This is a genomic window from Pseudomonas sp. GW821-FHT01E10 (genome assembly GCF_059422365.1).
In genome coordinates this window covers 329063-341268 of record NZ_JBWKWT010000005.1, presented here as the reverse complement: position 1 = coordinate 341268, position 12206 = coordinate 329063, and the positions used below count along the sequence as shown (strand labels likewise).

9 protein-coding genes are annotated in these 12206 nt (G+C 60.3%); 7 read left to right on the top strand and 2 right to left on the bottom strand.

The window, feature by feature from the left end:
* Positions 1-37: 37 nt before the first annotated feature.
* From AC07V0_RS12900 to rarD, 3 genes are all read left to right on the top strand, one after another.
* Positions 38-1939, top strand: a complete 1902-nt coding sequence (locus tag AC07V0_RS12900) for a PhoX family protein (protein ID WP_086944443.1) — start codon at positions 38-40, stop codon at positions 1937-1939.
* A gap of 163 nt (positions 1940-2102) precedes the next feature.
* Complete coding sequence (locus AC07V0_RS12895; protein ID WP_018928813.1) at positions 2103-3077, top strand: serine/threonine protein kinase; 975 nt, start codon at positions 2103-2105, stop codon at positions 3075-3077.
* A gap of 176 nt (positions 3078-3253) precedes the next feature.
* Positions 3254-4141, top strand: coding sequence for an EamA family transporter RarD (gene rarD, locus AC07V0_RS12890; RefSeq protein ID WP_018928812.1), 888 nt, complete (start codon positions 3254-3256; stop codon positions 4139-4141).
* 215 nt (positions 4142-4356) lie between these two features.
* Here rarD and AC07V0_RS12885 read toward each other — a convergent pair whose 3' ends face one another.
* A complete protein-coding gene (locus AC07V0_RS12885; RefSeq protein ID WP_007936467.1) occupies positions 4357-4875 on the bottom strand; it encodes a glycine cleavage system transcriptional repressor in 519 nt (172 codons plus the stop codon).
* A 580-nt stretch (positions 4876-5455) separates the two neighbouring features.
* Here AC07V0_RS12885 and AC07V0_RS12880 point away from each other — a divergent pair.
* On the top strand, positions 5456-7633 hold the full coding sequence (locus AC07V0_RS12880) for a malate synthase G (RefSeq protein WP_086944442.1): 2178 nt from the start codon (positions 5456-5458) through the stop codon (positions 7631-7633).
* A 278-nt stretch (positions 7634-7911) separates the two neighbouring features.
* Here AC07V0_RS12880 and AC07V0_RS12875 read toward each other — a convergent pair whose 3' ends face one another.
* Positions 7912-8358: a response regulator gene (locus AC07V0_RS12875; RefSeq protein ID WP_018928810.1), complete on the bottom strand. Its 447-nt coding sequence runs from the start codon at positions 8356-8358 to the stop codon at positions 7912-7914.
* Positions 8359-8623: 265 nt separating this feature from the next.
* On the opposite strand from AC07V0_RS12875, the gene AC07V0_RS12870 reads away from it, so the two are divergent.
* The 3 genes from AC07V0_RS12870 to AC07V0_RS12860 all read left to right on the top strand — a co-directional run bounded on the left by AC07V0_RS12870 (position 8624) and on the right by AC07V0_RS12860 (position 12104).
* A complete protein-coding gene (locus tag AC07V0_RS12870; RefSeq protein ID WP_018928809.1) occupies positions 8624-10564 on the top strand; it encodes a putative nucleotidyltransferase substrate binding domain-containing protein in 1941 nt (646 codons plus the stop codon).
* Entirely contained in the window at positions 10561-11268 is a 708-nt protein-coding gene (locus AC07V0_RS12865; protein ID WP_018928808.1) for a 3'-5' exonuclease, read from the top strand. The genes AC07V0_RS12870 and AC07V0_RS12865 overlap by 4 nt, the downstream gene beginning before the upstream one ends.
* A 206-nt stretch (positions 11269-11474) precedes the next feature.
* Complete coding sequence (locus AC07V0_RS12860; protein ID WP_018928807.1) at positions 11475-12104, top strand: glutathione S-transferase; 630 nt, start codon at positions 11475-11477, stop codon at positions 12102-12104.
* Positions 12105-12206: the final 102 nt, after the last annotated feature.

The following is a 12206-nucleotide window of genomic DNA, read 5'->3' as shown; positions in this document are numbered from 1 at the left end:
CCTTAAGGTGGCTGCAAAAACCCGCAGGGAGCCTGATGTGAGCCTATTAGAAGACAACCAACCCACCGACCTCGAAAAAATGGTCGGCCTCAGCCGTCGTGGTTTCATCAGCGCCGGCGCCCTCTGCGGTGCGGCGATGTTTCTCGGTGGCAACCTGTTGAGTCGCAGCGTGCTGGCCGCCAGCGTCAGCGCCGGTTCCAGCAAACTGTTGGGCTTCGACAGCATTGCCGTCGCCACGACCGATACCATCACCCTGCCGCCGGGCTACAAGTCCTCGGTTTTGATTAGCTGGGGCCAGCCGCTGCAAAAGAATGGCCCGGCATTCGATCCTAGCGGTAACGGCACGGCCCAGGCGCAGGAAGTCCAGTTCGGCGACAACAACGACGGCATGAGCCTGTTCGAATTCCCCGGTGACAAAGACCGGGCGCTGATGGCGATCAACAACGAATACACCAATTACCGCTACCTCTACCCCCACGGCGGCATGCCGCAATCGGCGGAAGATGTGCGCAAGGCCCTGGCCTGCGAAGGCGTGTCAGTGATCGAAGTGCAGCGCAAGAACGGCCAGTGGCAGTTCGTCCAGGGCTCGCGCTACAACCGGCGCATTCACGGTAATGCGCCCATCAAACTGAGCGGCCCCGCAGCGGGTCACGATCTGCTGAAAACCAGTGCCGACAAACACGGCAAGAAAGTCCTCGGCACCTTCCAGAACTGCGCCAACGGCAAAACGCCGTGGGGCACTTATCTGACCTGCGAAGAGAACTTCACCGACTGCTTCGGCAGCAGCAATGCCGAGCAAAAATTCGACGCCGCGCAGAAACGCTACGGCGCAGTGGCAACCAGCAAAGACATCAACTGGCATCAACACGATCCACGCTTCGACCTGGCGAAAAATCCCAACGAACTCAACCGCCACGGCTGGGTGGTGGAAATCGACCCGTTCGATCCGCAATCGACGCCGGTCAAACGCACCGCGCTGGGCCGCTTCAAACATGAAAACGCTGCCCTGGCCGAAACCAACGACGGTCGCGCCGTGGTGTACATGGGCGACGACGAACGTGGCGAGTTCATCTATAAATTCGTCAGCCGCGACAAGATCAACCACAAAAACCCCAAAGCCAACCGCGATCTGCTGGACCACGGCACCTTGTACGTGGCGCGTTTCGATGCGGGCGACGGCAGCGCCGATCATCCGAAAGGCCAGGGCCAGTGGATCGAACTGACCCACGGCAAAAACGGCATCGACGCCAGCAGCGGCTTTGCCGATCAGGCCGAAGTGCTGATTCATGCACGTCTCGCAGCCAGTGTGGTAACCGCCACGCGCATGGACCGCCCGGAATGGATCGTCGTCAGCCCCAAGGACGGCCAGGTCTATTGCACCCTGACCAACAACGCCAAGCGCGGCGAAGAAGGCCAACCGGTGGGCGGCCCGAACCCACGCGAGAAGAACGTCTACGGGCAGATCCTGCGCTGGCGCACCGACCGCGACGATCACGGTTCGAATAGCTTTGCCTGGGACCTGTTTGTGGTCGCCGGCAACCCGGGCGTCCACGCCGGCACGCCGAAGGCCGGCTCGTCAAACATCACCCCGCAGAACATGTTCAACAGCCCGGACGGCCTGGGCTTCGACAAGGCCGGACGCTTGTGGATTCTGACCGACGGCGACACGAGCAATGCGGGCGACTTCGCGGGCATGGGCAATAACCAGATGCTGTGCGCCGACCCGGCAACCGGTGAGATCCGCCGTTTCATGGTCGGGCCGGTGGGCTGTGAGGTGACGGGGATCAGCTTCTCGCCGGATCAGAAGACCTTGTTTGTCGGGATTCAGCATCCGGGGGAAAACGGCGGGTCGACATTCCCTGAACACCTGCCCAATGGCAAGCCGCGGTCTTCGGTGATGGCGATTACCCGCGAGGATGGCGGAATCGTCGGCGCCTGACAGGGCCTCTTCGCGGCAAGTCTCGCGCCTACTGCAGGAGCAAGGCTTGCCCGCGAAAGCGTCAGCCCAAACCACACTTACCTCAAGCCCACCCCCTAAAGAGGCCCCGTCTGCGCTACCATGCTTGGCCGGACGCGGCAGCCTGCCGCGCGCAGGAGTCAGCATGGCCCACCCGTTTGAAACCCTCACCCCAGACCTCGTGCTCGATGCCGTCGAAAGCATCGGCTTTCTCAGCGACGCCCGTATTCTGGCGCTCAACAGCTACGAGAACCGTGTCTATCAGGTCGGCATCGAAGACTCCGAGCCGCTGATCGCCAAGTTTTACCGTCCGTTGCGCTGGACCAACGAAGCGATTCTCGAAGAACACCAATTCACCTTCGAACTCGCCGAGTGCGATATACCGGTGGTCGCGCCGCTGATCCACAACGATGAAAGCCTGCACGAACATGCCGGATTCCGTTTCACCCTGTTCCCGCGCCGGGGTGGTCGCGCACCGGAGCCAGGCAACCTTGATCAGCTGTATCGCCTGGGCCAACTGCTGGGTCGTCTGCATGCGGTCGGCGCTACAAAACCGTTCGAACACCGTGAAGTGCTTGGGGTGAAAAACTTCGGTCACGACTCATTGGCCACCTTGCTCGAAGGCAATTTCGTACCGCGCAGTCTGCTGCCGGCCTACGAGTCCGTCGCCCGCGACTTGCTCAAGCGCGTGGAAGAGGTCTACCAGGCCACGCCACACCAGAACATCCGCATACATGGCGATTGCCACCCCGGCAACATGATGTGCCGCGATGAAATGTTCCACATCGTCGACCTCGACGACTGCCGCATGGGCCCGGCGGTGCAGGATATCTGGATGATGCTGGCGGGTGACCGCCAGGAATGTCTGGGGCAACTGTCGGAACTGATGGACGGCTACAGCGAATTCCACGACTTCGACCCGCGGGAACTGGCACTGATCGAACCGCTGCGCGCCTTGCGGTTGATGCACTACAGCGCCTGGCTCGCCCGTCGCTGGGACGACCCGGCCTTCCCTCGCAGCTTTCCGTGGTTCGGCACCGAGCGCTATTGGGGCGATCAAGTGTTGGCGTTGCGTGAGCAATTGGCGGCACTGAATGAAGAGCCATTGAAACTCTTCTAAACACCGCGTCCCTGTAGGAGCGAGCGGTGCGGCGATCCGACTTGTCCGCGAAGAACGATAATGCGGTTTGCCTGACATACCGAGTCATCGTTCTTCGCGGGCAAGCCTCGCTCCTACAAAAAAGGCCACACATCTATACAATCCCTTCTTTGTTAGCTGCCTAAGCAAGGATTCTCATGCAAGCCGCCAACCTGCGTCGCGGGTACATCCTGGGCCTGAGTGCCTACATCATCTGGGGACTTTTCCCGCTCTACTTCAAAGCCATCGCCAGCGTGCCCGCCGTGGAGATCATCATCCACCGAGTGCTTTGGTCCGCGTTGTTCGGCGCCTTGCTGTTGCTCGTCTGGAAACATCCCGGCTGGTGGCGTGAGCTGCGTGAAAATCCACGGCGGCTGGCGATCCTAGCCCTGAGCGGCACGCTGATCGCGGCCAACTGGCTGACTTACGTCTGGTCGGTGAACAACGGACGCATGCTTGAGGCCAGCCTCGGTTACTACATCAACCCGTTGGTAAACGTGCTGCTGGGGATGCTGATCCTCGGCGAACGGCTAAGGCGCATGCAGTGGATCGCGGTGGGGCTGGCGGCGGTCGGTGTCGCGCAGCAAGTGTGGCAGGTCGGCAGCCTGCCGTGGGTGTCGCTGGTGTTGGCATTGACCTTTGGCTTCTACGGCCTGATCCGCAAGCAGGCACCGGTCAAGGCGTTGCCGGGGCTGGTGGTGGAAACCTGGATGCTGGTGCCGATTGCTGTCGCCTGGCTGCTGTTCAACCCGACGGCGACCAGCGCGCAAGCCGCATTCTGGACCAGCTCCGAAGCCTGGTGGCTGGTAGCCGCCGGTCCGGTGACGCTGGTGCCGCTGGTGTGTTTCAACGCCGCCGCACGGCACTTGCCCTACACCACCCTCGGATTTCTCCAGTACCTGGCGCCGACGCTGGTGCTGTTGCAAGCCGTACTGCTGTTTGGCGAACACTTGTCGTCCAGCACGCTGGTGGCGTTCATCTTTATCTGGGCAGGTCTGGCGGTTTACAGCGTCGACGCGTGGATAAGTCTGCGCCGCCGCAGTTGATCAGAAAACGTACAAATCTCTACAGGCCACGTCTCCCGTGGCCTGCATCCATCCTTCCCAAGGTTATCCACAACGTGATCCCCGGCGTTTGTGCGCAAGTCACTGAAACTGCTGGTTTTTTGATCAGATCCTGAAGAGCCCCGGCCGGCGTGGGCTGGCGGGGTGTCTCTACAGGTTATCCACAGGCAGGTGCACGTATAACTTGGATAACCTGTTCAAGGTTCGCTGCGCAGTACCAATTCGACCATCAGGTCGTCCGCCAGGGTTTCCAGGCGCGATTGCAGCACCTCCAGCGACAAAGTCAGGGGCACCGCGAGGATTGCTTCGGCATGGAACAACGGCTCACTGCTCATCGGCGCCGGACGCACTTCGGTCACCAGCCGCTCCAGGCTCACCCCTTGCTCACTCAGCAGACGCGTAATGTCCCGCACAATGCCCGGACGATCATTGCCCACCAGTTCCATGGCAATCGGCTTCCAGGTGCAGGATTGTTCGATGCTGCTTTCGGCGATCATCACGCGGATGCCCTGGGTCGACAGTCCCTGTAGGGCGTCTACCAGTTCATCGTAGGCTTCGGCCGGTACGCCTACCCGAAGAATCCCGGCGAACTGCCCGGCCATGCGCGACATTCGGCTCTCCAGCCAGTTGCCGCCATGCTCGGCAATGCATTGGGCAATGCGCTCGACCTGCCCAGGCTTGTCCGGGGCGAATACCGTGAGTACGAGATGGTCCATGGCGCAGCCCTCTTGTCATGACTTTTGTTATGGAAAGGCAAGTATAGGCAAGGGGCTGGATGTGGCGAGGGGGCTTGCCCCCGTTGGGTCGCAAAGCGGCCCCTTGAGTTTCTCCAGCGTGTTCGCATCAGGCGATCTACGACTGCTTCGCAGCCGAACGGGGGCAAGCCCCCTCGCCACAAAGGCAATGCCCCATAGCAGGGCATCGAAGATTATGTGTACAAGTTTTTATATTTAGCTGGAACAATCCAATAGTTTTTTGAGAACATCCCGTCCCCCGACATGACTGCAATGCGTCATGGGGTCGCAGAACGACGTAATTAGTCTAATTTTCACAACCGCAATTCATCATGTAGTATGCCGCAGCGCGCACTACATAACGTTGGATCGATGTCTGCCGCAGGCACACTCGCAACCCTGAAAGCCCCGTCAGCAAGGCCGCAATGCCGTTGATCGGAACGAACCCAGCCGCCAGCAATGGCATGTACTGGTAGAAGGGTTTGTGGTTTAAATGGCCAGAGGCTTCATTGTTAAATTGAAGAGCTGAAAAGCGAAATAGCTGAGCAGAGTGAGGCAAGCAATGACTGAACACGTTCAAGTCGGTGGCCTGCAGGTCGCCAAAGTCCTGTTCGACTTCGTGAACAACGAAGCCATTCCCGGTACCGGCCTCACCGCCGACACGTTCTGGGCCGGTGCCGACAAGGTCATCCATGACCTGGCACCGAAGAACAAAGCCCTACTCGCCAAACGCGATGATTTCCAGGCTCGCATTGATGCCTGGCACCAGGCTCGTGCAGGTGTTGCGCACGATGCGGTGGCCTACAAAGCCTTCCTGCAAGACATCGGTTATCTGCTGCCAGAAGCGGCCGATTTCCAGGCAACGACACAAAACGTCGATGACGAAATCGCCCGCATGGCCGGCCCACAGTTGGTGGTGCCGGTGATGAACGCGCGCTTCGCGCTCAACGCCTCGAACGCCCGCTGGGGTTCGCTGTATGACGCGCTCTACGGCACCGACGCCATCAGCGAAGCGGATGGCGCGGAAAAGGGCAAAGGCTACAACAAGGTACGTGGCGACAAGGTTATTGCCTTCGCCCGTGCGTTCCTCGACGAAGCCGCGCCATTGGCTGCCGGCTCCCACGTCGATTCCACCGGCTACAAGATCGTTGACGGCAAACTGGTTGTCGCCCTCAAGGGTGGTAGCAACACCGGCTTGCGCAACGATGCCCAACTGATCGGTTTCCACGGCGATGCAGCGGCTCCGACCGCGATCCTGCTGAAGAACAACGGCCTGCACTTCGAAATCCAGATCGACGCCAGCACCCCGGTCGGCCAGACCGACGCGGCCGGTGTCAAAGACATCCTGATGGAAGCCGCGCTGACCACCATCATGGACTGCGAAGACTCGGTCGCCGCCGTCGATGCCGATGACAAAGTGGTGATCTACCGCAACTGGCTCGGCCTGATGAAGGGCGATCTGTCGGAAGAAGTCTCCAAGGGCGGTCAGACCTTTACCCGCACCATGAACGCCGACCGCACCTACACCGCTCTCGATGGCAGCGAACTGAGCCTGCACGGTCGCTCGCTGTTGTTCGTGCGCAACGTCGGTCACCTGATGACCATTGACGCGATCCTCGACAAAGACGGCAACGAAGTGCCAGAAGGCATTCTCGACGGTCTGGTGACTTGCCTCGCGGCGATCCATAGCCTCAACGGCAACAGCTCGCGCAAGAACAGCCGTACCGGTTCGGTCTACATCGTGAAGCCGAAGATGCACGGCCCGGAAGAAGCCGCGTTTACCAACGAGCTGTTCGGTCGCATCGAAGACGTCCTCGGCCTGCCGCGCAATACGCTGAAAGTCGGGATCATGGACGAGGAGCGCCGTACTACGGTCAACCTCAAGGCCTGCATCAAGGCTGCCAGCGAGCGCGTAGTGTTCATCAACACCGGTTTCCTCGACCGCACGGGCGATGAAATCCACACCTCCATGGAAGCCGGCCCGATGGTGCGCAAGGCCGACATGAAGGCCGAGAAGTGGATCAGTGCCTACGAGAACTGGAACGTCGACATCGGTTTGAGCACCGGCCTGCAAGGTCGTGCCCAGATCGGTAAAGGCATGTGGGCCATGCCCGACCTGATGGCCGCCATGCTGGAACAGAAAATCGCTCACCCATTGGCCGGTGCCAACACCGCCTGGGTTCCATCGCCGACAGCTGCTGCGCTGCACGCGTTGCACTACCACAAGGTCGACGTGTTCGCCCGTCAGGCCGAACTGGCCAAACGTGCGCGTGCTTCGGTGGACGACATCCTGACTATCCCGCTGGCTGTGAATCCGAGCTGGACTGCGGAACAGATCAAGAACGAACTGGACAACAACGCCCAAGGCATTCTCGGTTACGTGGTGCGCTGGATCGACCAGGGCGTAGGTTGCTCGAAAGTGCCGGACATCAACGACGTCGGCCTGATGGAAGACCGTGCGACGCTGCGTATTTCCAGCCAGCACATCGCCAACTGGCTGCGCCACGGCATCGTTACCGAAGCGCAAGTGATGGAAAGCCTCAAGCGCATGGCGCCGGTGGTTGACCGTCAGAATGCCAACGACCCGTTGTACCGCCCGCTGGCACCGAACTTCGACAGCAACATCGCCTTCCAGGCGGCGGTCGAGCTGGTGGTCGAAGGCACTAAACAGCCGAACGGCTACACCGAGCCGGTTCTGCACCGTCGTCGTCGCGAGTTCAAAGCTGCCAATGGCCTTTGAGTAAACGCTGATGCCGGACGTGAAAAAGCCCTGATCGAGAGATCAGGGCTTTTTCATTTACGCTGTCTAGTCCTGAAATAGGTTCACACCTGTTTCAGGACTAGACACGCTGCGGTCCCCTGTGGCGAGGGAGCTTGCTCCCGCTCGACTGCGCAGCAGTCGTAAATCCGGTGTATGCGGTGTATCAGGGACATTGGGATCGCAGTTTTTGGGGCTGCTTCGCAACCCAACGGGAGCAAGCTCCCTCGCCACAAAAGCTGCCAACCTGGAAGTCCGCGCTACAGATCCATCCCCAGCTCATGCTTGACCAATTCAAGCAATTTTTCGCTATCGATGGGCTTGAGCAAAAAGTCCACGACGTGCAAATGCATGGCTTCGATCGCATCCTTCACGTCGGCGTCGCCGGAAACGATGATGATCGGCAATGCCGCACGTGCCGACTCACGCACTTGGCGGATCAGTTCCAGGCCATCGACGTGCCCCATCCGCAGGTCGGTAATCACCAGACCGATCGATGGCTTCTCTTCCAGCATTTTGAGCGCCGTTTCGCCACTGGCCGCCGTCATGCAGTGAATGCCATCGAGCCCCAGAATTTCCGACAGCAATTCGCGGGCATCCTTATCGTCATCGACGATCAGCACCCGCTGCGGCGGCAAGTCTGGTTCCAGCATGACGGCGCTGAGCGCTTCGCGCTCGGCATCACTCAAAATATCGTGGTCGGACATGGCGTTCTCAACGTTTTCAATGCGATCCCTGACACAGGGTGTCAGACATCGCTCAGCTGACTTCAATGTGCACTTCGTCGGAATCTTTTCCAATAGACAATGTAGGAGGTTTTTCCCACCGTTGTGTCAGACATTTCCCATATTCCGGCCGCTGCACTGCCTACCTAGACTTACGTCCAATGGGCACCCTGCCCGCAGGGGTCGACCATGCCTGGAACGATCTGAAACAACGATCCGACACAACAATCAGAAAAAGACTGCGGTAATGGTTATGAGTAAAGCGGACGCCTTCACCCAGGCAGGGAAAACCGCGGTGTTGCAGAACATCCAGGGCACTTTGCAATTCCTGCAGCGCTTCCCACCCTTCAATCAGATGGAAAACGCTCACCTGGCCTATCTGGTCGAGCAATGTCAGCTGCGTTTTTATGCCCCCGGCGAAAGCATCATCAAACCTGCCGATGGCCCGATCGAGCATTTCTACATCGTCAAACAGGGCCGGGTCGTGGGGGAGCGCCCGCACACGGCCAAGGGCGGCACCGAAACCACTTTCGAAATCACCACCGGCGAGTGTTTCCCCCTTGCCGCGCTGCTGGGCGAACGTGCAACCCGCACCGAACATCTGGCGGCCGAAGATACCTTTTGCCTACAGCTGAACAAGCTCGCGTTCATCAAACTGTTCGCACTGTCCAATCCGTTCCGCGACTTTGCCCTACGGGGTGTCAGCAGCTTGCTGGACCAGGTCAATCAGCAAGTCCAGCAAAAAGCCGTGGAAACCCTCGGCACCCAATACTCGCTCAATACCCGGCTGGGCGAATTGGCCATGCGTCACCCGGTAACCTGCAGCCCGATCACACCTCTGCGTGAAGCGGTGACGCTGATGCACGATCAGCAAGTCGGCAGCATTGTGGTGGTCGATGAGCAAAAGGCGCCGCTGGGCATTTTCACCCTGCGCGATTTGCGGCATGTGGTGGCCAACGGCACCAGCGATTTCAATGAATCCATCGAGCGGCACATGACCCGGGCGCCGTTTTTCCTGTCGCCGGACCACAGTGCCTTCGACGCAGCTATCGCCATGACCGAGCGACACATCGCCCACGTCTGCCTGGTCAAGGACCAGCGCCTGTGTGGCGTGGTTTCGGAGCGTGACCTGTTTTCCCTGCAAAGGGTCGATCTGGTGCACCTGGCGCGGACCATTCGCAGCGCCCAGCGGGTGGAAAACCTGGTGGCGATCCGCGGCGAAATCGGCCAATTGGTCGAGCGGATGCTAGCCCACGGCGCGTCCTCGACGCAGATCACCCATATCATCACCCTGCTCAACGACCACACCGTCTGCCGGGTGATCGAACTGGCCATCGCGGAGAAAGGTGATCCCGGTGTGCCGTTCAGTTGGCTTTGCTTCGGCAGCGAAGGCCGCCGCGAGCAGACGCTGCACACCGATCAGGACAACGGCATTCTGTTCGAAGCTCGCGATGCGGCCCACGCCGCCGAAATTCGCGGCAAGTTGTTGCCCATCGCCCAGCAGGTCAATCAGAGCCTGGCGCTGTGCGGCTTTACCTTGTGCAAAGGCAACATCATGGCCGGCAACCCCGAGCTGTGTTTGTCCCGGATCGAGTGGGCACGACGCTTTGCGGCATTTATCCGCGAGGCGACCCCGGAAAACCTGTTGGGGTCGAGTATCTATTTCGATCTGCGCGTGGTCTGGGGCGATGAGCGAGGCTGCGAGCAACTGCGCCGGGGCATTCTCGATCAGGTCGGCGACAACCGGTTGTTCCAGCGCATGATGGCCGAGAACGCCCTGCGCAACCGCCCGCCCGTAGGACGTTTCCGCGAATTCGTCCTGGCGCGCAAGAATGGCGAGAAAGCCACCCTCGACCTGAAACTCCAGGGCCTGACGCCATTCGTCGACGGCGCGCGAGTGCTGGCCCTGGCCCACGGCATCGACGCCAACAACACCCTGGAGCGTTTTCGCCAATTGGTGGAAAAAGAGGTCATCGATCAGCTGGACGGCGCGGCCTATGAAGAGGCGTATCACTTCATCCAGCAAACCCGCATGCAGCAACATCAGCTACAGACCCGTGAGAACTTGCCCTACTCCAACCGGGTCGATCCCGACAGCCTCAATCATCTGGACCGACGCATCCTGCGTGAATCCCTGCGCCAGGCCCAACGCCTGCAAAGCAGCCTGACCCTGCGGTATCAGTTATGAGCCTGTTTTCATGGCTGCGCCCGGCCAGTCCCGTTTTGCCCGGCGAACTGCAACACCGTCTGGATCGCTTGCCGGCCGTGGCCCAACTGAGCGACTGCAGCCTGCGCGAGCAACGCTGGGTGGTGCTCGACCTGGAAACCACCGGGCTGAATCTGAACAAGGATCGGCTGTTGTCCATCGGGGCCGTGGTGATCGAGGACGGCGCGATCGACTTCAGCCAGCAGTTCGAGCGCACGCTGCAATGCACCGAACTCAAACTCGGCCCCAGCGTGCTGATTCATGGGCTGGGTCCGAGCGCCATTGCCGCCGGCAGCGACCCCGCGCAGGCCCTGCTCGAATTCATGGAATTTGTCGGCGACAGCCCGGTGTTGGCGTTTCATGCGCCGTTCGATCAGCACATGCTCGGGCGCGCACTGAAAGAACATCTGGGTTACAAGCTGCAGCATCCGTTTCTGGACGTGGCAGACATCGCCCCGCTGCTTTGTCCCCAGGCACACTTTCGCGAGGCCGGGCTGGATGAGTGGATCGACTGGTTCAAGCTGGAGGTCTTCGAACGGCATAACGCCAGCGCCGATGCCTTGGCGACGGCGGAGCTGATGCTGATTTTGTTCAGCCGCGCGCGGCAGCAACAGATTCATAGCCCGTTGAACCTGCAGCAGCGGCTGAGTCAGTGGAAGCGGCGGCGGCAAGCGCCTTCTTTCTGACCTGTGGCGAGGGGGCTTGTCGGACCGCCGCACCGCCCCGTTGGGTCGTGAAGCGGCCCCCTGCATTTCGCCATATAAACCGCATTCGGCGGTTTTACGACTGCTGCGCAGCCGAACGGGGGCAAGCCCCCTCGCCACAAGCTCGCTCCCACACTCAAACACCAAAGCGCTATGCTCCCGACACTGCCCATGATCGAGATGCCGCCATGTCCGCCCCCAGCATGACCTTGTTCCACAACCCCGCCTCGCCCTTTGTTCGCAAAGTCATGGTGCTGCTGCACGAGACCGGCCAAACGAACCGCGTGGCGCTGCAAGCCTGCCAGCTCACGCCGGTCAGCCCGGATCAGGCTCTCAACAAAGACAACCCGCTGGGCAAGATTCCGGCGCTGCGCCTGGCCGACGGCAATGTGTTGTACGACAGCCGGGTGATCCTCGATTACCTCGATCACCAGCACGTCGGCAATCCGCTGATTCCTCGTGAAGGCTCGGCGCGCTGGCGGCGCTTGACCCTGGCTTCTCTGGCAGACGGGATCATGGATGCCGCCGTGATGATTCGCTATGAAGTGGCACTGCGCTCACCGGAGAAACATTGGGACGCATGGCTCGACGGTCAACGCGACAAGATTCGTCGCGCCCTGGCGCTGTTGGAGGCCGATGCGATTGCCGAGCTGACCAGCCATTTCGATGTGGCAGCGATCAGCGTGGCCTGTGCCTTGGGTTATCTGGATTTGCGCCATCCGGATCTGGAATGGCGCAAGGAAAATCCAAAGTTGGCCGAGTGGTATTTCGAAGTGAGTCAGCGGCCTTCGATGATCGCGACGATGCCCAAGGCTTAAATCTTCGCTGGCTGTACCGGCCTCATCGCAAGCCGGCTCGCTCCCACAGGGGATTTGTGTTGTTCACACCATCGGTGCGCAACTGAGTTCCAATGTGGGAGC